Raw genomic sequence first — 21,181 nt, forward strand, 5'->3', positions numbered from 1 at the left:
TTTAACTTGAGCCGGGAGCAGCGATGAGCTTTGGCGCCTTCAACCACCACCGCCAGCCGGGACCGATGGCCGACATCAACGTCACGCCGATGGTCGACGTCATGCTGGTGCTGCTGGTGATCTTCATCCTGGGCGCGCCGATGTTCACCAGCGCGGTCAAGCTCGACCTGCCGAAGGCGCAGGCGCCCGCCAGCCAGCCGCAGGCCGAGGCGGCCACCGTCACCCTGGCCATCGACGGCCAGGGCAAGATCTTCTGGAACAACGAGCCGCTCGAACGGGAGGCGCTGGAGGCGCGCCTGGTCGAAGCGGCGCGGCAGGACCCGCAGCCGGAGCTGCAACTGCGCGCCGACAAGGATACCCGCTACGAAGTGGTGGCGCAGGTGATGGCGGCGGCGCAGACCAATGGATTAACGAAACTGGGGTTCGTTACGGACCCGAAGAAAGAGAAATAATGGCAACCGCAGAATTGAACGGCGCGGCGATCACCGACATGGCCAGCTTCCACGCGGCCTGCAAGGCGGCGCTGGGCTTTCCCGACACGTATGGCGCGACGATGGACGCGTGGGTCGATTGCCTGAGTTATCTGCGCGACGACGACGGCATGAGCAAATTCCGCCTCAAGCCCAACGAGGTGCTGGAGATCGTCATCAAGGACGCCGACGCGCTGAAGGCGGCCGCGCCGGACATCCTGGAAGAAGTGACGTACTGCGTAGCCGGCATCAACGAGCGGTACGAGGATTACGGCGAGAAGCCGGCCTTGAAGCTGACGTTGAAGTAATCCAAATTAACCGACGATCGGGATCTGCGCCTTGGCGCCGGTCTCGCCGGGCGCCAGGGTCAGCACCTCGAATCCGGTCTCGGTCACCAGCACCATGTGCTCCCATTGCGCCGACAAGGACTTGTCGCGCGTCTCGACGGTCCAGCCGTCGTCCAGCTCCTTCGTCGCCGCGCGGCCGGCGTTGATCATCGGCTCGATCGTAAACAGCATGCCCGGCTTGAGCACCACGCCCTGGCCCGGACGGCCGTAGTGGGTTACCTGCGGCTCCTCGTGGTAGACCTGGCCGATGCCGTGGCCGCAATAATCGAGCACCACGCTGAAGCCGGCCTTCTCGGCCACCGTCTGGATCGCGAAACCGACGTCGCCCAGGGTGGCGCGCGGCTTGACGGCGCGGATGCCGGCCCACATCGCCGCGTAGGTGGTCTCCACCAGCTTGCGCGCCGCCTTCGACGGCTCGCCGACGTAGTACATGCGGCTGGTGTCGCCGTGCCAGCCATCCTTGATGACGGCGACGTCGATGTTGATGATGTCGCCGTCCTTGAGCACTTCGTCGGGCGAGGGGATGCCGTGGCAGACCACGTGGTTGATCGAGCTGCACACGGTGGCCGGGAAGCCGCCGTAGCCGACGTTGGCCGGGATCACCTGCTGCACGTTGACGATGTAGTCGTTGCACAGCTGGTCGAGGTGGGCCGTGCTCACGCCGGCCTTGATGTGCGGGCCGATCATCGTCAGCACGTCGGCCGCCAGCTGGGCGGCGACGCGCGCCATGACGATTTGCTCGGGCGACTTGATCATATTGGCGTTACGGCGGGACATGGACTACCTCTTTCTTTTCGAAGGGGCGTAGTTTGCCACAAACCGCCAACCCCATGCGCTAGCGTACCTCTTTCGGGTCGAAATGCGGGTTGTAAATCAGGCACAACAAATTGCCGAACGGGTCCGCCAACTCGACCGTTTTGATGTTTTCGCCGACGTCCTGGATGGCGCCGTGGATGGTCGCGCCCAGTCCGACGATGCGGTCGGCCTCGGCCTCGATGTCGTCGACGCCCCAGTAGGCCATGCCGCCGGCGCTGGCCGCCTGGCCATCCGGTATCAATCCCAATTCAAAGCCGCCGACGCTGAAGCCGACATAAAATGGCTGGTCGAAGTAGGGCGCGGTGTCGAACACCTTGGCGTACCACTGCTTGGCGGCCGCCAGATCGGCCACCGGGTACACCAGCGTGCGCAGTCCCTTGATCATGATGATAGTCTCCGTAACGATGTCTAAAACACCATCTTGGCACAAATACGGCGCCGCCGATTGTAAAAATGGAAGGTGATGCCTCAGGCGGCGCTTAAAAAGCGCTCCGGCGCGCTGCCGGCGAATTCCTGGAAATCGTGGATCAGGTGCGACTGGTCGAAGTAGCCGCAGTCGAGCGCCAGCCGCGCCCAATCCGGCGCCGCCGCCGCCTTTAGCGCCGCCGTGGCCCGGCGGAAGCGGCAAATGCGCGCGTACAGCTTGGGCGAGAGCCCGACCCGCGCGCGGAACTGCGCCGCCAGATGCTGGCGCGAGACGCCCAGTTCCCCGGCCAACTCGTCGATCCGCAGGCCGCCGCCGCTGGTGTCGATGGCGCCGAGCGCGCGCCGGATCAGCGCCGCGCCGCTGCAGGCGGCCGAATCGGCATGGCGCAGCCGCCGCAGCAACTGCGTTTCAATCAAGGCAATGCGTGCGCGGTCGTCCAGTTCCCGCGTCCACAGCGCGTCGGCCAGCCGGTCGGCGTCGCTGCGGCCCCACAACAGGTCGATATCGGCCCGCTGATCGGTCAGCGCGTGCAGCGGCGTGGCCAGGAACGCCCCGGCCGCCCCCGGCTTGAAGCGCACCGCCACCGTGCCCACCGGCCCGGCGCTGGCCACCACGATGGCGCTGCTCATCATGCCGACGGCGAACGCCGGCCGCCCGCCGTCCTGCCACAGGATGTCGACGCAGTTATCGGGCAGCACCCGGTGCGTATGCGCGCGTCCGGGCGCGACGGCGGGCACGCGCGCCGTCCACATGCAGTCGACATGGGCGCTTAAAGCCGGGTGGGGAGGATATTCGCGGTAAAGCATACGGTTATCTTACCGTCTGGACGGCGCCGAGGGGCCACTCTCGTGCGCTGGAGGCGGTTGAGCCAGTATAATGTCCGGTTCATATTCCTTTTTGCCGGGCCACGCCGGCTGCACACCATCATGCAAGATAAATATAGTCCCGCCGACGTAGAATCCGCCGCGCAATCCCACTGGAAGGCCATCGACGCCTATAAGGCCGTCGAGCACGACCCGCGTTTCCCGAAAGGGAAGTACTACGCCTGCTCGATGCTGCCTTACCCGTCGGGCAAGCTGCACATGGGCCACGTGCGCAACTATACGATCAACGACGTGATGTACCGCTACCTGCGCATGAACGGCTACAACGTGCTGATGCCGATGGGCTGGGACGCGTTCGGCATGCCGGCGGAGAACGCGGCGATGGCCAACAACGTGCCGCCGGCGCAGTGGACCTATTCGAACATCGCCCACATGCGCGAGCAGATGGAGTCGATGGGCCTGGCGGTCGACTGGTCGCGCGAGATGACCGCCTGCAAACCGGAATACTACAAGTGGAACCAGTGGATGTTCCTGAAGATGCTCGAAAAGGGCATCATCTACAAGAAGACCGGCACCGTCAACTGGGACCCGATCGACCAGACCGTGCTGGCCAACGAGCAGGTCATCGACGGCCGCGGCTGGCGTTCGGGCGCGCTGATCGAAAAGCGCGAGATCCCGATGTACTACGCCCGCATCACCGACTACGCCGACGAGCTGCTCGAACACGTCGACAGCAAGCTGCCGGGCTGGCCGGAGCGCGTGCGCACCATGCAGGCCAACTGGATCGGCAAGTCGACCGGCGTGCGCTTCGCCTTCCCGCACCAGATCAAGGACGCCGACGGCCAGTTGATCCAGGACGGCAAGATGTACGTGTTCACCACCCGCCCGGACACCATCATGGGCGTGACCTTCTGCGCCGTGGCGGCCGAGCATCCGCTGGCGATCCACGCCGCGCGGACCAACCCTGAACTGGCCGCCTTCAACGCCGAATGCAAACTGGGCTCGGTGATCGAGGCCGACATGGCGACGATGGAGAAGAAGGGCATGCCGACCGGCCTGTTCGTCACCCATCCGCTGACCGGGGAGCAGGTCGAGGTCTGGGTCGGCAACTACGTCCTGATCACCTACGGCGACGGCGCCGTCATGGGCGTGCCGGCGCACGACGAGCGCGATTTCGCCTTCGCCAAAAAATACGCGCTGCCGATCAAGCAGGTGATCCAGGTTGAAGGCCAGGTCTTCTCGACCGACGCCTGGCAGGAATGGTATGGCGACAAGGCCGTCGCCGTCGTCACCAACTCGGGCAAGTACGACGGCCTGTCGTACGCCGACGCCGTCGACGCGGTGGCCGCCGACATGGCCGCCAAGGGCCTGGGCGAGAAGAAGATCACCTTCCGCCTGCGCGACTGGGGCATCTCGCGCCAGCGCTACTGGGGCACGCCGATCCCGATGATCAACTGCGCCGATTGCGGCTCGGTGCCGGTGCCGGAAAAAGACCTGCCGGTGGTGCTGCCGGAAGACTGCGTACCCGATGGCAGCGGCAACCCGCTGAACAAATACGAAGCCTTCCTCAAGTGCGACTGCCCGCAGTGCGGCAAGCCGGCGCGCCGCGAGACCGACACCATGGACACCTTCGTCGATTCGTCGTGGTACTACATGCGCTATACGTCGCCGGGCGCCAACTCGTCCATGGTCGATGAGCGCAACGATTACTGGATGCCGATGGACCAGTACATCGGCGGCATCGAACACGCCGTGCTGCACCTGCTGTACGCGCGCTTCTGGACCAAGGTGATGCGCGACTTCGGCATCGTCAAGTTCGACGAGCCGTTCACCAACCTGCTCACGCAGGGCATGGTGCTCAACGAGACCTACTTCCGCGAGGACCAGGCGGGCAAGAAGACCTGGTTCAATCCGGCCGATGTCGAAGTGACGCTCGACGACAAGGGCCGCCCGCAAGGCGCCGTGTCGAAGGACGACGGCCAGCCGGTGCAGATCGGCGGCACCGAGAAGATGTCGAAGTCGAAGAACAACGGCATCGACCCGGCCGCGCAGATCGGCCAGTACGGCGCCGACACCGCGCGCCTGTTCACGATGTTCGCCTCGCCGCCGGAGCAAACGCTGGAATGGTCGGGCAGCGGCGTCGAAGGCGCCAACCGCTTCCTGCGCCGCGTGTGGGCGTTCGGCTACGCCCAAGCGTCGCGCATCGGCGCGGCCTTGAACGCGCCGGCCGCGCCGGTCGCCACCGAGCCGCAGAAAACCCTGCGCCGCGAATTGCACAAGATCCTGCAGCAGGCCGACTATGACCTCAAGCGCATCCAGTACAACACCGTCGTTTCGGCCTGCATGAAGATGCTCAACACGATCGAATCGGCAAAGCTGGACGACAGCGCCGAATCGAACGCGCTGGTGGCCGAGGGCTTCTCGATCTTCCTGCGCCTGCTGAACCCCGTCGCCCCGCACATCACCCACGTGCTGTGGGAGGAGCTGGGCTACGCCAAGGCGCATGGCGACATCCTCAACGCGCAGTGGCCGCAAGTCGACCCGGCCGCGCTGGAGCAGGCCGAGATCGAGATGATGATCCAGGTGAACGGCAAACTGCGCGGCAGCGTGGTCGTCGCCAAGGGCGCCGACAAGGCCACCATCGAGGCGGCGGCGCTGGCCAGCGAAGCGGTACAGAAATTCATCGAGGGCGCGCCGAAGAAGATCATCGTCGTGCCGGGCAAATTGATCAACATCGTTGTTTAACGGTTTAACGGACGGATCTCGGATGACTAACATGGCAAGCAGGTCCCGGTTGTTCCAGCGCGCGCGCTCCCACGCGCGCGTTTGCGCCCTCGTGCTGGCGGTGTCGCTGACGGTGTCGGCGTGCGGCTTCCACCTGCGCGGCGACGGCGGCCACTACACGCTGCCGTTCCCGACGATGTATGTGGGCTTGCCGGAGTCGTCGCCGCTGGCGGTCGATTTGAAGCGCAACATCAACGCCAACGGCAGCACCACCGTCGTCAAGACGGCGCAAGAGGCCGACGGCATCGTCGAGGTGATCTCCAATCCGGAGCACACCAAGACCAAGACCATCCTGTCGCTGAACAGCAATGGCCGCGTGCGGCAGTACCTGCTTCAGTACAGCATCGTGTTCCGCGTGGTGGACAAGCAGGGCGCCGTGCTGCTGCCACCGACGGCGATCGCGCTAAGCCGCCCGATCGACTTCAACGAAACCCAGTTGCTGGCCAAGGAGCAGGAAGAGGCCTTGCTGTACAAGGACATGCAGACCGACCTGGTACAGCAGATGATGCGCCGGATCGCCGCCATCAAGACGACGCGCATGTCGATGCCCGCGTCCACCCCGAACCCGGCGCCGACCCAATCGGCACCGGCCGTGCCGATCCTGTAAGGGCGCTTTATGCAATTGCGGTTGGAAGCGCTGGACGGCCATTTGACGAAGTCCCTGTCCCAGTTGTACGTCATCACCAGCGACGAGCATCTGCTGGCGCTGGAGGCGGCCGACAAGATCCGCCGCGCCGCGCGCGCGCAGGGCTATTCGGAGCGCGACGTGCTGACCGTCGAGCGCAGCTTCAAGTGGGGCGAGCTGTTGGCGGCCAATCAGGCGCTGTCGCTGTTCGGCGATAAGAAGCTGATCGAGCTGCGCATCCCGACCGGAAAACCGGGCAAGGACGGCGGCGCGGCGCTGCAGAACTACGTCAAGGATCTGAGTCCGGACAACCTGACCCTGATCACCCTGCCCAAGCTGGATTGGCAGACGCAGAAGGCGGCCTGGGTGGCCGCGCTGCAGCAGGCGGCGGTGTACATCGACATCGCGCAGATCGAACGGGCCCATTTGCCCAACTGGATAGGCCAGCGCCTGGCGGCGCAAGGGCAAAGCGCGGACCGGCAGAGCGTGGACTTCATCGCCGACCGCGTCGAGGGCAACCTGCTGGCGGCACACCAGGAGATCCAGAAGCTGGCCTTGCTGCACGAGCCGGGCAAGCTGACCTACGAGCAGGTGCACGACGCGGTGCTCAACGTGGCGCGCTACGACGTTTTCAAGCTCAGCGAAGCGATGTTGTCGGGCGATCCGGCGCGGCTGGTGCGCATGCTCGAAGGCTTGAAAGGCGAGGGCGAGGCGCTGCCGCTGGTGCTGTGGGCGGTGTCGGAGGAGATCCGCACGCTATTGAAACTGAAGTCGGGCATGGCGCAGGGCAGGCCGCTCGGCGCGCTGCTCAAGGAATACCGCATCTGGGGTCCGAAAGAGCGCATGATGGACCCGGCGCTGCGCCGCATCTCGCTGCCGACGCTGGAGGCGGCGATGAAGGACGCGGCGCAGGTGGACAAGATGATCAAGGGCCTGCGCGCCAAGGCGCACAACGGCGACGCCTGGGACGCGATGCTGCAGCTGGCATTGAAAGTGGCGCGCGGCTGAAGTTTGTCGCCTGAAAATGTAACGGACATCGTGGAATGAACATGGATATCAAGCACTACATGGAGCAACTGGGACAGCAGGCGCGCAAGGCATCGCGCGCGATGGCCCGCGCCGACAGCGCCACGCGCAACCGCGCGCTGACGCTGATCGCCGACGCCATCGAACGCGACGCCGACCAGCTGCGCGCGGCCAACCAGCTCGACATGGACGCGGCGGCCGCCAACGGCCTGGCGCCGGCCATGCTGGACCGCCTGGCGCTGTCGGACAAGGCCATCGCCACGATGGTCGAAGGCCTGCGCCAGATCGTCGCGCTGCCCGATCCGATCGGCGAGATCTCCGGTTTGAAATTCCGCCCGTCGGGCATCCAGGTCGGCCAGATGCGCGTGCCGCTGGGCGTGATCGGCATCATTTACGAATCGCGTCCCAACGTCACCGTCGACGCGGCGGGCCTGTGCATCAAGAGCGGCAACGCCACCATCCTGCGCGGCGGCTCGGAGGCGATCCACTGCAACCGCGCGCTGGCCAAGCTGGTCAAGGAAGGGCTGGCCGGCGCCGGCCTGCCGGAGGACGGCGTGCAGGTGGTCGACACCACCGACCGCGCCGCCGTCGGCGCGCTGATCACCATGCCGCAGTACGTGGACGTGATCGTGCCGCGCGGCGGCAAGGGCCTGATCGCGCGGCTGATGGAAGAGGCGACCGTGCCGATGATCAAACACCTGGACGGCATCTGCCACGTCTACATCGACGCCAAGGCCGACTTGAAAAAGGCGGTGGATATCGGCTTCAACGCCAAGTGTCACCGCTACGGCACCTGCAACACGATGGAAACGCTGCTGGTCGCGCGCGCGATCGCGCCGGCGGTGCTGCCGCAACTGGCCGCGCTGTACGCGACCAGGCAGGTCGAGCTGCGCGCCGATCCGGAAGCGCTGGCGATCCTGTCGGCGGCCGGCTATCCGCACCTGGTCGCCGCCACCGAGGAGGACTGGTCGACCGAGTACCTGGCCGCGATCCTGTCGGTGAAGATCGTCGACGGCATCGACCAGGCGATGGAGCACATCAACCAGTACTCGTCCAAGCACACGGAATCGATCGTCACCGAGGACCACAGCGACGCCATGCGCTTCCTGCGCGAAGTCGATTCGGCGTCGGTGATGATCAACGCCTCGACGCGCTTCGCGGACGGCTTCGAATACGGCCTGGGCGCCGAAATCGGCATCTCGAACGACAAGCTGCACGCGCGCGGCCCGGTCGGCCTGGAAGGTTTAACGTCGTTGAAATACGTGGTATTCGGTCACGGTGAAGTTCGTCAATAAAGGATAGCTATGCTCTGGATTAAGGCGCTGCACATTTTCTTCGTCATCTGCTGGATGGCCGGCGTGTTCTACCTGCCGCGCATCTTCGTCAACCTGGCGATGGACACCAATACCGCCACCACCGAGCGCCTGACGCTCATGGCGCGCAAGTTGTACCGGTTTTCGATGTGGCTGTCGGTGTTCGCGGTGGTGTTCGGCGCGATCCTGGTCTACATGCAGTATGGCGCGAAAATGCCCGGCTGGATGCACGCCAAGCTGCTGCTGGTGGTGCTGGTGGTCGGCTATCACCACGCCTGCGGTTCGATCCTGAAAAAGTTCGAGAAAGGCGTCAACACGCGCAGCCACAAGTGGTTCCGCGTGTTTAACGAAGTACCGGTGTTCATGTTGTTGGCCATCGTCATCCTGGTTGTCGTCAAACCTTTCTGATCGGAGCATCATGAGCAAAGTCTGTCAGTATTTTTTCGCCATCCATTCGCCGTGGACCTATCTGGGACATGAGCGCTTTGTCGCGCTGGCGCGCCGGAACGCGGTGCAGATCGAGGTGCGTCCTTTCGACCTGGGCAAGGTGTTCGGCGTCTCCGGCGGCCTGCCGCTGGCCAAGCGCGCGCCGCAGCGCCAGGCTTACCGGCTGGTCGAACTGACCCGCTGGTCGGAGTTCCTCGGCGTGCCGATGAACGTGCAGCCGAAGTTCTTCCCGGTGTCGCCCGACCTGGCCAACCGCATGGTGATCGCCGCGCGCCTGACGCACGGCGTCGACGTCGCGCTGGAACTGGCCGGCGCCATCATGCGCGGCCTGTGGGCCGAAGAGAAGAACATCGGCGACGAGGACACGCTGGCGCAGATCGCCGGCGGCTGCGACCTCGATGGCCGCGCGCTGATCAAATCGTCGGAGACGGCCAGCGTGCAGGCCGAGTACGACCGCAACACCGAGGACGCCACCGCCGCCAATGTATTCGGCTCGCCGTGGTACGTGCTCGATGGCGAAAGCTTCTGGGGCCAGGACCGCCTGGACTTCCTCGAGCGCGCCATGCAGAAGTAACGAAGTAAAGCAGTTAAAAGTACGCGGTAACGCAGCAACGCAGCAACGAGTTTTGGTTTTTCAACGGACAAAAGGTACACCTATGGCATCCTATTTTTGCCCATGCCCGCGCGGCATGGAAGCGGCACTGGCCGAAGAACTGGGCGAAATCGCCCTCCTGAGCACCACCATGAAGGTGCACAACCAGGTCCCCGGCGGCGTGCACTGCTCCGGCGACCTGCTCGACTCCTACCGCATCAACCTGCACTCGCGCATCGCCTCGCGCGTGCTGATGCGCATGGCCGTCACCGGCTACCAGAACGAGAACGACATCTACGACCTGGTGCTGGCGCAGCAGTGGGAAGACTGGTTCACCTATGACCACACGATCCGCGTCGACGTCACCGCCGTCAAATCGCCGCTGAAAAGCCTGGAGTTCACGACGCTGAAGATCAAGGACGCGATCTGCGACCGCTTCCGCGACCAGTTCGACAAGCGTCCTTCGGTCGACACCAAGGAACCGGACATGCGCATCGTCGGCTTCCTCGACGCGCGCCAGTTCATCATCTATCTGGACACCTCGGGCGAGGCGCTGTTCAAGCGCGGCTGGCGCGAGGAAACCGGCGACGCGCCGCTGCGCGAGAACCTGGCCGCCGGCCTGCTGCGCGTGTCCGGCTGGAAGCCGGGCATGCCGCTGTTCGATCCGATGTGCGGCTCCGGCACCATCCTGTGCGAAGCGGCGCAGATGGTGCAGGGCATCCCGCCGGGCGCGCGCCGCCGTTTCGCCTTCGAGGCCTTCAACGACTTCGATCCGGCGCCGTGGAACGACATGAAGAATTCGATCAAGGCCAATCCGCTGCCGGCATCGCCGACCATCTTCGGCTCCGACATCTCGGGCGACATGGTGGCGATGACCCGTCATAACCTGAAATGCGCCGGCATCATGTTCGACGTGCCGCTCAAGCAGATCGAGGCGCAGGAAGTGAAGGCGCCGACCGAGCAGCCGGGCATCCTGCTGACCAATCCCCCGTACGGCGAGCGCATCGGCGTGCGCGGCGACAGCTCGCTGCCGGAGGACGAACTGGCCAGCGGCTTCTATTCGGCGCTGAGCACCACGCTCAAGCAGCGCTTCGCCGGCTGGACGGTGTTCCTGTTCACCGCCGACCTGGGCCTGCCGAAGATGCTGCGCTTGAAGGAATCGCGCAAGACGCCGTTCTTCAACGGCGCGCTCGAATGCCGTCTGTTCCGCTTCGACATGGTGGCGGGCTTCAACCGCCGCGAAGCCGCCAAGCCCAAAGAAGTCTAAAAAAGGCCGCGCCGATGTTCCCGACACCTCCCGCCAATCTCCCGCCCGATCCTGTCGAGGACATCCCGCCGCCGCCGCCGTCGCACATGAAGGTGCTCAGCGCGGCGGGGCTGGCGACCATGCTGGCGGCGATGTCGATGCTGGGGCCATTCTCGATCGACGCCTACCTGCCGGCCTTCCCCAACATCCAGGCCTCGCTGGGCGCCACCCCGCTCGAAGTGCAGCAAAGCCTGACGTTCTACATGCTGGCCTTCGCCGCCATGGTGTTGTGGCACGGCGCGCTGGCGGACGCCTTCGGGCGCCGCAACGTGGTGCTGGTGTCGCTGGTGATGTTCGCCATCGGCACCTTGGGCTGCGCCTCGGCGCACACGGTGCATTACCTGTGGGTGTTCCGCATCATGCAGGGCGTGTCGGCCGGCGCCGGGGTGGTGGTGGGGCGCGCCATCATCCGCGACCTGTACGACGATGCCGCCGCCGCCCGCCTGCTGTCGCTGGTGACGATGATCTTCTCGATCGCGCCGGCCATCGCGCCCATCCTGGGCGGCTGGATCGTCACCTTGTTCGACTGGCGCGCGATCTTCCTGTCGCTGCTGGCCTACACGATCCTGCTGTTCATCTACTGCTACCGGCGCCTGCCGGAGACGCTGCCGCCGCACAGGCGCCAGCCGTTCAACCCGCGTTACCTGGCGCGCAACTACGGCGACATCCTGAGCTCGCCGCTGTTCCTGATGAAGTCCGGCGTGGTGGCGCTCAACTTCGCCGGCCTGTTCGTCTACATCGCGGCGGCGCCGGAATTCCTGCCCAAGCACCTCGGCCTGGGGCCGTCGCAATTCGGCTGGCTGTTCATTCCGGCGGTGTCGGGGATCTTCCTGGGCGCGCTGGCGGCCAACCGCATGGCCGGAAGAATGACATTTTCGCGACAGATCGGCATCGGATTCTGTTTCCTGATCGCGGCCCCGGTGCTGAACGTGTCGTACCATCTGTTGTTTCCGCCGGCGCTGCCCTGGTCGGTCGCGCCGCTGCTTTTTTACAACTTCGGCATGTCGGTCGTGGCGCCCGCCGCCACCCTGCTGGCGATGGACCTGTTTCCCCACATCCGCGGCACCGTGGCCTCGTGCCAATCGTTCGCGCTGACGCTGCTGGGGGCGCTCGTGGCGGGCGTGATCGCGCCGTTTCTATCACACTCGGTGCTCTGGCTAGCCGCCGGACAGCTGGGTTTTAGTGCCTCTGCTCTCGTTTTATGGTTGACGTCGCGTCATTACCGGCGCATGCTTCTACGCCATCCGGGTTAACACTTGTTTACGTGAGGAAATGTAATTAGTTTAGGTGGAAAGATCGATATCTGCTTGATAGCTGCCAAGTTATCATGATACTTTATGCTAATATAACTTTTCCAAACGTAATTTCAAGCCTCGAACCTGCCTGAATTACTGATGAAGAAATAACTAATTTGCGGTACTGAGCCGTTGAGTACCCCCCTTATTCGACGACCACTGGCGGCAAAGCTGGATACGATGCATCAACCTGACCATGACATTCGCAATCGATTGCTGATTGCCCGTCTGCCGGCCATGCCGCAGATACTCATTAAGTTGATCGAGCACTTGCAGGCGGACGACGCCGGCATGCCGGAGCTCGCCGCATTGATCGCCAAGGACGCGGCGATGACCAGCAAGATCCTCACCGTCGCCAACAGCTCGGCCTTCCACCGCAACGCCCGCACCGTGGGGCTAGAACAGTCGCTGGTGTCGCTCGGCACCGACATGATCAAGACGCTGGTGATCAGCGAATCGGTGTTCCAGACCTTTAACAGCTTCCCCCATTCCGGCAGCACCGACTTGCGCGGTTTCTGGAAAGGCTCGCTGACGACGGCCGTCATCGCGCGCGACATCGCCCGCAAGATGGAGTACCCGCAGGTCGAGGAGGCCTACCTGGCCGGCCTGCTGCACAACGTCGGCCGCCTGGCGCTGCTGGCGACCGCGCCCAAGGAATACGGCTTCAACTTCATGGCGCGCGACGACGAGGACCTGTGCGCCGTCGAGCAGCGCACCCTGCAGATCACGCACGCGGAGGCGGGCGCGTGGCTGATCGAGCGCTGGCACCTGGACTCGTTCCTGGCCGACAGCGTGCTGTATCACCACGAGCCGCTGGCGCGCCTGGAGTCGTCGCATCCCTTGATCCGCATCGTGCGCCTGGCGCACCTGTTGTGCTGCCACGACGACCAGCACGAGGCGATCGAGAGCGGCGCCCATCTGTGCGGACTCGATGGCGAAGTGCTCGAGCAAATCGTCAACAACGCCGCGCGCCAGGTGGGAAAGTCGGCCGATTACCTCGGCATCGACCTGGCCGGCGTCGACGACGTGCCGGTGCCGGCCGCGTACGCGCCGCCGGTGGTCGATCCGGTGCAGCAGCGCTTGTCCGAGGAAGTGCGCAACATGGTGCTGGTGTCCGAGATGGGCCAGTCGTTCGCGCGCCAGAACGGCGAGGCCGGCCTGCTCGAATCGATGACGCGTTCGGCGCGCATCCTGTTCGATTTCGAGAACGCGCTGGTGCTGCTGGAGAACCCGACCGGCCACGCGCTGCACGGCACCGCCACCGGCGACCAGCAGCTGCGTTTTTCCGAATTCATCATCCCGCTCAACAAGGGCGGCGTGGTGGCCGCGTGCGCGCTGGAACGCAAGCTGGCGATCATCAGCCGCGACGGCCAGCAACAGCCGCCGTTGAGCGTGGCCGAAGACCAGTTGTTCCGCATCCTCGGCAGCGAGAGCATGGTATGCCTGCCGCTGGTGGCCAACCAGCGCTGCCTCGGCGTCTTGATCGGCGGCGCGCCGGCCTGGCAGATGGCCAGCTACCAGAAGCGCGCGCGCTTCCTGCAGTCGTTCGGCACGCAGGCGGCGGCCGCGCTGGAGACGGCCATCAGCGAGCGCGGTCACGCCAAGCGCCAGATCGCCCATGTCGCCGAGGAGTACCGCGAGGCGTCGCGCCGCGTGGTGCACGAGGTGAACAACCCGCTGTCGATCATCAAGAACTACCTGTCGGTCCTGGACAGCAAGCTGGCCAGGCGCGAGCCGGTGGTCGGCGAGATGTCGATCCTGAACGAGGAGATCGACCGCGTCGGACAATTGATCAACGGCCTGGCCGACCTGCAGCCGACCGAGACCACGCGCGCCACCGATGTCGCGCGCGTGGTCGACGACGTGCTGCGCCTGTTCCGCGCCACCGACTTCGTGCCGGCGTCGGTGCAGATCGTCGTGCGCATGCAGGAGGAGCCGGCCGACATCGAGGGCGACGCCGACCTGCTCAAGCAGATCCTGGTCAACCTGATCAAGAACGCGGTCGAGGCCATGCCCGACGGCGGCAAGATCGAAATCGCCAACCGCGGCCACGTCAACCGCGAGCGCAAGCTGTATCTGGAGCTGGTCGTCGGCGACACCGGCCCGGGGCTGTCGGCCGAGGTGCTGGCCAACCTGTTCTCGCAGGTGCGCAGCACCAAGGAAGGCCCGCACCATGGCCTGGGCCTGTCCATCGTCCACGGCCTGGTGAAGAAGATGCAGGGCCTGATCACCTGCCGTTCCGGCAAAGCGGGAACCACTTTCGAAATTTTGCTGCCCGCGCGTAGCAGTCCCAGTCCCGTCGGCGGCGTGCAAACGCGGTTGATGGATTCAGTTTAAGGCCATGATGAACCTGACTCCCGCCGGCTACGCCGCCCCAGAAACGAGTTCGGACGACCCAACCCCCGTCGCCCACGCCGCCGATCATTGGCCCCGCATCCTGCTGGTGGACGACGAACCGCGCCTGCTGTCGTCGTTGTACGAGCTGCTGCGCGACCGCGACTACCACCTGGTGACCGCCACCTGCGGCAGCGAGGCGCTGGCCCAGCTGACCAAACTGAAATTCGACCTGATCCTGCTCGACCTGCGCCTGCCCGACATGAGCGGCCACGAGATCATGGACTTCATCAACGCCAAGGGCATCGACGGCGACGTCATCGTCATGAGCGGGGAGGTCGGCATCGACGCCGCCATCGGCGCGCTCAAACGCGGCGCCTACGACTACCTGCGCAAGCCGTACAGCCGCGAGGAGCTGCTCAAGACGGTGGAGAACGCGCTGCAAAAGCGCCGCCTGGCGGTCGACAACGAGCGCATCGCCTCCAAGCTGGAAAACTCGGAGAAGATGTACCGCTACCTGGTCGACAGCTCGCCGGACATCATCTACACGCTCAACCACGAAGGCAAGTTCACCTTCATCAACGACCGCGTGCAGCAGCTGCTCGGTTTCACCCGCGAAGAGCTGATCGGCAAGCATTACTCGATGCTGGTGCACGACGAGGACCAGGAGCGCGCCCGCTACGCCTTCAACGAGCGCCGCGTCGACGAACGGGCCTCGCGCAACGTCGAGCTGCGCCTCAAGTGCAACACCGGCGCCGGCATCGAGCGCACCTTCAACAACACCTTGATGACGATTTCGCTCAACGCCATCGGCATGCATGTCCCCGACCAGGGCGTCAAGCGGCACGAATTCTTCGGCACCTACGGCGTCGCGCGCGACATCACCGACCGCAAGCGCGCCGAGGAAGTGATCTCCTACCAGGCCTACCACGACATCCTGACCGACCTGCCGAACCGCATGCTGTTCAAGGACCGTCTGGGCCTGGCGGTGATCCAGGCCAAGCGCAAACTGACCGAGCTGGCGGTGATGTTCATCGACCTGGACCGCTTCAAGCTGGTCAACGATACGCTGGGCCACGTCAAGGGCGACGAGCTGCTGCAGCAGGTCTCGCAGCGCCTGAAAACCTGCCTGCGGCGGGGCGACACGCTGGCGCGCCAGGGCGGCGACGAATTCACCATCGTGCTGCCGGAGCTGCGCGACCGCCAGGACGCCAAGTCGATCGCCGACAAGTTCCTGGAAAGCCTGCACGAGCCGTTCGACCTCGATGGCCACCAGGTGCACATCTCCGCCTCGATCGGCATCGCCATCTACCCGAACGACGGCGAGACCATCGACGAGCTGCTGCGCCACGCGGACATCGCCATGTACCAGGTCAAGGCGCTGGGCAAGAACGGCCACAGCTTCTATCACGACTCGATGCTCGACGTGTCGCACCAGAAGATCGCGCTCGAGCAAAGCCTGCGCAAGGCGCTGGAGCTCAACGAGCTGGAAATGTACTACCAGCCGCAGCTCGACGTCGCCACCGGCCGCATCATCGGCGCCGAGGGCCTGATGCGCTGGAACCATCCGCAGCGCGGGCTGCTGTCGGCCGGCGAGTTCCTGCCGTTCGCCGAGGAAAACGGCTTGATGCTGCCGATCTCCGACTGGATGCTGGGCGCCTTGTGCCGCGACCTGCTGCAATGGAACGCCGCCGGCGGCGAGGCGATCCGCCTGTCGCTGAACCTGTCGCCGCAATATCTGGACCGCGGCGACTTCTTCGAGAAGATGCGCGGCGCGCTGACGCGCTATGGCATCTCGCCGGCGCAGATCGAGGTCGAGATCACCGAGAACATCTGCATCCGCAATCCGCAGTACGCGATCGAACAGTTGAACAAGCTTTGCCAGCTGGGCGTGTCGGTGGCGATCGACGATTTCGGCACCGGCTATTCGTCGCTGTCGTATCTGCACCGCTTCCCGATCCACACGATCAAGATCGACCAGTCGTTCGTCAAGGAGATCCACGACGAGAACGGCCACTATCCGGTGATCCTGGCGATCATCTCGATCGCGCGCGGGCTTGGCCTGCACCTGGTGGCCGAAGGCGTGGAGACCGACGTGCAGGCGCGCTACCTGCAGGCCAACGGCTGCACCACGATGCAGGGCTATTTCTACCACCGCCCGATCTCGCTGCTCAGTTTCATCGACGTACTGCAGGACCAGAACCGCTTGTGGGCAACTCCCTCGCAGCCGTCCAACGCCGCCAGCGCCCACAACCCCCACCCGGCGCCAACCACAGACATTCAACCGGCCATGGTCGCAATCCAGGCTTGAACAATCAGCGAAGCAGCATGACGAAATACACGCCTGACGGACCCGATGCCAATAAAGGCACCTACACAGCCGAATTCCTGCGCGTGAAGCAGCAAGCCGAACGTGGTATCGCCAACGCCCAGCATAGCCTGGGCTTTATGTACTTCAACGGCCAGGGCGTGGCGCAAAGCTACGAGCTGGCGGTGGTCTGGTATCGCCAGGCGGCCATGCAGGGACTGGAGCACGCGCAGTACAACCTGGGCGTGATGTTCCAGAAGGGCCAGGGCGTCGAGCAGAATTACGAGGAGGCGGCGGCCTGGTACAAGCTGGCCGCCGAGCAGGGCTACGCCGCCGCCCAGTACAACCTGGGTTGGCTGTACGCCAAGGGCCAGGGCCTGGAGGCGGACACGCAGAAAGCCATGCACTGGTTCAGCAAGGCCGCCGAGCAGGGCGACGCCGGCGCGCAAAACAACCTGGGCATGATGTACGACACCGGCAAGGGCGTGCCGCAGGATTTCAGGCAAGCCATCGCCTGGTACCGCAAGGCGGCCGAGCAGGGTTATGCGCGCGCGCAGTTCAACCTCGGCCTGCGCTACGACAACGGCCAGGGCGTGCCGCAGGATGTGGGCCAGGCGATGTCGTGGTACCGCAAGGCGGCCGACCAGGGCTACGCGCCGGCGCAGTTCAATCTGGCGCTGCGCTTCGACAAGGGCGACGGCATCGCGCAGGACAGCCAGAAGGCGATCCTGTGGTACCGCCGCGCGGCGGAACAGGACCACGCCAGCTCGCAGTTCAACCTGGGTCTGATCTACGACAACGGCCAGGGCGTGCCGCGCGACGAGCAGAAGGCGCTGGACTGGTACCGCAAGGCCGCCGAGCAGGGGCACGCCGGGGCGCAGAACAATCTGGGGCTGCGCTACGACCATGGCCAGGGCGTGCCGCAGGATTACGATCAGGCGCAAAGCTGGTACCGCAAGGCGGCGGAGCAGGGCTATCCCGGCGCGCAGTACCATCTGGGCCTGTTGTACGACGCCGGCCACGGCGTGCCGATGGACCATCAGGAAGCGATTTTCTGGTATCGCAAGGCGGCCGACCAGGGCCACCTGCGGGCGCAGTTCGATCTGGGCCTGCGTTACGAAACGGGACGCGGCGTGCCGCGCGATTTGCGCAACGCGATGCTGTGGTACCGCCGCGCGGCCGAGCAGGATTACGCGGCGGCGCAGTACAACCTGGCGCTGCTGTTCGATAACGACGAGGGACCGCAGCCGGACAGCGCGCAGGCCAACGGCTGGTATGCGAAGGCGGCGGCGCAGGGACATACGCTGGCGCAGTTCGCGCTCGGCCTGCGCTGCGACAACGGCCAGGGCATGCCGCAGGATTACGCGCGGGCCCACCACTGGTATTCGCAGGCGGCCGCGCAGGGGCACTTGCGCGCCCAGTTCAACCTCGGCTTGATGTATCTGGTGGGGCAGGGCGTGCGCGCCGATGTCGCGCAGGCGTGGCTATGGCTGGCGATGGCGGAACGCGGCGGCTTCGGCGCCGCCGAGCGCTATTTGAAGACGGCCGCCGCGCGCATGGACGGCGAACAGCTGGCGCAGGCCCGCCAGCGCTTGCAGGCGCCGCACCTCTCGTAAATCCGCGTCGACAAGGTTGGACGGCACGCGATGTGGCTGTGCTATATTGGCCCGAATGTTGGCGCTCGGCGACCAAGACTTTGATCACAAGGACCATGAACGACCTCGAATTCGCCGAGCTTGTCTCCGCCCGCATCGCATCGTTATACGGCATCGCCAAACGCAGCCAGCATCAATTCCCGGCACACGCGCTGATTCAGACGCGGGCGCTTGCCAGTTTATGCTGCGACATGCTTTACCCGTACGACAGCGATTGGAAGCTGGGCTTGGAGGGCAAGATCAATGTGCTCGTCAAGGCGCATTTGATCAACCCGGACATTCAGGAACTGCTGCATAAATTACGCCGCTGGGGGAATTCGGCCGCGCATCCGGAAGAGAGCCTGCGCAGCGAGGCCCAGCTACAGGCCATCGCCAGGCAGGCGCTGGTCGACGTGATGGCGCTGATTGAGGTTGTCTTCCGTCAGAAAAATCGCGGCGCCCAGGTACCCGACTATGTCATCGTCGATGAAAGCCCGGACGAACTGAGCGCGGTGTGCTACCGGGCGCTGTTCGAAAGCCGTCCGACGGACCAGTTCCGGGCCGCGATGCTGCTGCTGAAGCAGTCGGCGTCCAACTCCCCGACGACGGAACGGGCGCTGGACCTGCTTCGCTACGCCAGCGATGCCGGCTACCCGCCGGCACGCTACCAATACGGGCTGGCGTTGTCAGAGGGAAAAAACGGAACCGAGCATATCGGGCGCGGCGTCCAGTTGATCGCGCTGGCCTGCCAGGACGGCGACATCGACGCGCTGGCCTGGTGCGGCCGTTCTGCGCTGTTGGGCCTGCACGAGGAACCGGTCGACCTCGATCTGGCCAGGAACTATCTGGAGCGCGCGGCCGCCGAAGACCATCCGCTTGCGCTGGTGCTGCTGTCGACGATTCATCGGGAAGGGCTGGGCGTGGCGGCCAACGTCAAGACGGCATTCGATCTGACCTTGCGCGCCGCCGAAGCCGGCTACCCCATCGGCCAATACCAGGCGGGGCAGGCTTTGTATCATGGCGAAGGGGTGGCGGCCGACGAACCGGCGGCGCTCGCCTGGCTACAACTGGCGAGCGATGCGGGCCTGCACATCGCCCAGCGCGCGGTTGGCGTCCTGATACGCAATGGGTCATTGCCGGGAGGATTCTCGCGAGCGGAAGAACTGCTGCAACGCGCCATGCCTAGTGTTAATCAGGCCCACCTGGACCTTGCCGACCTGTATCAGTCGCGGGAAGAACCGGGCAAATGGATCGAAGCGCTCGCGCTGATGCAGAAAGCCTTCGAGATCGCGGTCGGCGACAGGGACGAGGCGACCGCCAATCACGCGTTCCGGATGGCGCCGGCTTTAATCAATAAGCTGATGGCGTCACGCGCCCGCATGTCCGCTGAACAGCTGGAGAGTTTTGCGCTGACGCGCCTGTTGTTCGACGATCAGGGACGGCCTTGCACGAACCGCGAACAGCGCATGCGTGATTTCGTCACGAACGCGATTTCGTTGTCGCGAATCAAAAGCGGCAACGCTGAGGAAGAGACAAGCGCGCCGCCACCGGCCGTCCAGCAACGCATCGCCAATGAAAAAGTCGGCCGCAACGAGCCTTGCTCCTGCGGTAGCGGCAAGAAGTACAAGGCCTGCTGCGGCGCATAGTCAAGCCGCTGGGACGCTGTTCGCGGACATGTGGCCGACCCGGTAATGCTGCTCCGCGGCTGTGATGCCGGTTGCTTGCGCATCGCGCCACAGACTAAACCGCACCACCGTCCATGTCCCCGGCTCGAAACCGGCCACCACCGCGAGCGCGCCGCGTTCGCGCGCCTCGTTCGCCCAGTCCTCCTCGCGTTCGCGCAACGCTGCCAGATCGCTGTACGGCGCGATGCTCCGCACGCTGCGCGTCGCATGCCGCGCCGCGCGCACCTCGTCGCCGACACTGGCGTGCCACGGCGTCCAGGTCCGTACCGACGGCCAGCCGAAGGCCCGCGCCACGCCGGCGAATCCGGGACCGTTCAGAAAGCCATGCATCGACTCCCCGTCGCGCCACAGGTAGAAGGGCGCGTACAGGTTCTCGGACGATTCGCCATGCTGCGCGTACAGGTAGGCCTTGAACGCCAGTCCCGGCAAATCGTCCAGCAGCGGCCCTTTGGCGGCGATGCGCTCGCGCACGATCGCCATATCGTAATCGGCCGGCAGCACGAAGCTGTACTGCATCGCGATCATGATGCCGCTCCCCGCAGCAACGGCGCCGCCGGCGCGCCGCCGCCGAATGACCACTCGTCGCCGAGCGTGGTGGTGATGACCACCATCACATCCTTCGGATCGATGCCCGGGGCCTCGGCCAGGCGTTCGACCAGGCGGCGGTAGAAGGCCTGTTTGATTTCGGTGGCGCGCGGCTTGCCGGCGGTGATCGCGATCAGCACGAAGTCGTCCGAGCGCGGGCCGCCCCCGCTCTCGTAATCGCGGTCGAAAATCAGTTCGTCCGGCTGGTGCTGGTGGATGATCTGGAAGCGGTCGGTGGGCGGCACGTTGAACGCCTCCACCATGGCGGCGTGCAGGCTGTCGCCGAGCGCGCGCAGGTAGTCGGGGGATTTCCCTTTCAGCAGGGAGATGCGGCTCATGGGCATTGTGGCCTCCGTTTGTTTG

The 21,181-nt window shown here is 64.9% G+C and carries 19 protein-coding genes; 14 read left to right on the plus strand and 5 right to left on the minus strand.

Going from position 1 to position 21,181, the window contains the following annotated elements; genetic code table 11:
• Positions 1-23 precede the first annotated feature (23 nt).
• A complete protein-coding gene (locus tag BMX85_RS24535) occupies positions 24-452 on the plus strand; it encodes an ExbD/TolR family protein (protein WP_090325084.1) in 429 nt (142 codons plus the stop codon).
• On the plus strand, positions 452-778 hold the full coding sequence (locus tag BMX85_RS24540; protein ID WP_090325086.1) for a barstar family protein: 327 nt from the start codon (positions 452-454) through the stop codon (positions 776-778). The genes BMX85_RS24535 and BMX85_RS24540 overlap by 1 nt, the downstream gene beginning before the upstream one ends.
• A 6-nt stretch (positions 779-784) precedes the next feature.
• Here the strand turns inward: BMX85_RS24540 and map are convergent, their stop codons facing one another.
• From map to BMX85_RS24555, 3 genes are all read right to left on the minus strand, one after another.
• Positions 785-1,594 (minus strand): type I methionyl aminopeptidase, encoded by an 810-nt coding sequence (gene map, locus BMX85_RS24545; RefSeq protein ID WP_090325089.1) that lies wholly within the window; start codon positions 1,592-1,594, stop codon positions 785-787.
• A 58-nt stretch (positions 1,595-1,652) separates the two neighbouring features.
• Positions 1,653-2,018, minus strand: a complete 366-nt coding sequence (locus BMX85_RS24550) for a VOC family protein (protein ID WP_090325092.1) — start codon at positions 2,016-2,018, stop codon at positions 1,653-1,655.
• Positions 2,019-2,101: 83 nt separating this feature from the next.
• Positions 2,102-2,866 carry a helix-turn-helix domain-containing protein gene (locus BMX85_RS24555; protein ID WP_090325095.1) on the minus strand — a complete coding sequence of 255 codons (765 nt, stop codon included), beginning with the start codon at positions 2,864-2,866 and terminating at the stop codon, positions 2,102-2,104.
• A gap of 120 nt (positions 2,867-2,986) precedes the next feature.
• Between BMX85_RS24555 and leuS the strand changes: the two genes are divergently transcribed.
• From leuS to BMX85_RS31455, 12 genes are all read left to right on the plus strand, one after another.
• A complete protein-coding gene (leuS, locus tag BMX85_RS24560) occupies positions 2,987-5,629 on the plus strand; it encodes a leucine--tRNA ligase (RefSeq protein ID WP_090325098.1) in 2,643 nt (880 codons plus the stop codon).
• Positions 5,630-5,660: 31 nt separating this feature from the next.
• The gene (gene lptE, locus BMX85_RS24565; RefSeq protein ID WP_090325101.1) at positions 5,661-6,275 is read left to right on the plus strand and encodes an LPS-assembly lipoprotein LptE; all 615 of its coding nucleotides are present in this window, start codon (positions 5,661-5,663) and stop codon (positions 6,273-6,275) included.
• 9 nt (positions 6,276-6,284) lie between these two features.
• The gene (gene holA / locus BMX85_RS24570; RefSeq protein WP_090325103.1) at positions 6,285-7,301 is read left to right on the plus strand and encodes a DNA polymerase III subunit delta; all 1,017 of its coding nucleotides are present in this window, start codon (positions 6,285-6,287) and stop codon (positions 7,299-7,301) included.
• Positions 7,302-7,342: 41 nt separating this feature from the next.
• The gene (locus BMX85_RS24575; RefSeq protein WP_090325428.1) at positions 7,343-8,614 is read left to right on the plus strand and encodes a glutamate-5-semialdehyde dehydrogenase; all 1,272 of its coding nucleotides are present in this window, start codon (positions 7,343-7,345) and stop codon (positions 8,612-8,614) included.
• A 9-nt stretch (positions 8,615-8,623) separates the two neighbouring features.
• Positions 8,624-9,040: a CopD family protein gene (locus BMX85_RS24580; RefSeq protein WP_090325105.1), complete on the plus strand. Its 417-nt coding sequence runs from the start codon at positions 8,624-8,626 to the stop codon at positions 9,038-9,040.
• Between the two features lie 10 nt (positions 9,041-9,050).
• Positions 9,051-9,653 carry a 2-hydroxychromene-2-carboxylate isomerase gene (locus tag BMX85_RS24585; RefSeq protein WP_090325108.1) on the plus strand — a complete coding sequence of 201 codons (603 nt, stop codon included), beginning with the start codon at positions 9,051-9,053 and terminating at the stop codon, positions 9,651-9,653.
• A gap of 82 nt (positions 9,654-9,735) precedes the next feature.
• Positions 9,736-10,938, plus strand: coding sequence for a THUMP domain-containing class I SAM-dependent RNA methyltransferase (locus tag BMX85_RS24590; RefSeq protein ID WP_373924107.1), 1,203 nt, complete (start codon positions 9,736-9,738; stop codon positions 10,936-10,938).
• Between the two features lie 14 nt (positions 10,939-10,952).
• Positions 10,953-12,230, plus strand: a complete 1,278-nt coding sequence (locus BMX85_RS24595) for a multidrug effflux MFS transporter (RefSeq protein WP_090325113.1) — start codon at positions 10,953-10,955, stop codon at positions 12,228-12,230.
• A 279-nt stretch (positions 12,231-12,509) separates the two neighbouring features.
• Positions 12,510-14,609, plus strand: a complete 2,100-nt coding sequence (locus BMX85_RS24600; RefSeq protein ID WP_090325430.1) for an HDOD domain-containing protein — start codon at positions 12,510-12,512, stop codon at positions 14,607-14,609.
• 7 nt (positions 14,610-14,616) lie between these two features.
• Positions 14,617-16,917 (plus strand): EAL domain-containing protein, encoded by a 2,301-nt coding sequence (locus BMX85_RS24605; RefSeq protein ID WP_090325431.1) that lies wholly within the window; start codon positions 14,617-14,619, stop codon positions 16,915-16,917.
• A gap of 17 nt (positions 16,918-16,934) precedes the next feature.
• Positions 16,935-18,530, plus strand: a complete 1,596-nt coding sequence (locus tag BMX85_RS24610; RefSeq protein WP_090325116.1) for an SEL1-like repeat protein — start codon at positions 16,935-16,937, stop codon at positions 18,528-18,530.
• Between the two features lie 95 nt (positions 18,531-18,625).
• Positions 18,626-20,194 (plus strand): SEC-C metal-binding domain-containing protein, encoded by a 1,569-nt coding sequence (locus BMX85_RS31455; protein WP_090325119.1) that lies wholly within the window; start codon positions 18,626-18,628, stop codon positions 20,192-20,194.
• Here the strand turns inward: BMX85_RS31455 and BMX85_RS24620 are convergent, their stop codons facing one another.
• Positions 20,195-20,758 carry a DUF4865 family protein gene (locus tag BMX85_RS24620; RefSeq protein ID WP_090325122.1) on the minus strand — a complete coding sequence of 188 codons (564 nt, stop codon included), beginning with the start codon at positions 20,756-20,758 and terminating at the stop codon, positions 20,195-20,197.
• Positions 20,755-21,156, minus strand: coding sequence for a tautomerase family protein (locus tag BMX85_RS24625; protein ID WP_373924109.1), 402 nt, complete (start codon positions 21,154-21,156; stop codon positions 20,755-20,757). Before BMX85_RS24625 ends, BMX85_RS24620 begins: the two co-directional genes overlap by 4 nt.
• Positions 21,157-21,181 lie beyond the last annotated feature (25 nt).

It is taken from the genome of Duganella sp. CF517 (assembly GCF_900110275.1).
In the GTDB taxonomy this organism is placed as follows: Bacteria; Pseudomonadota; Gammaproteobacteria; order Burkholderiales; family Burkholderiaceae_D; genus Rugamonas.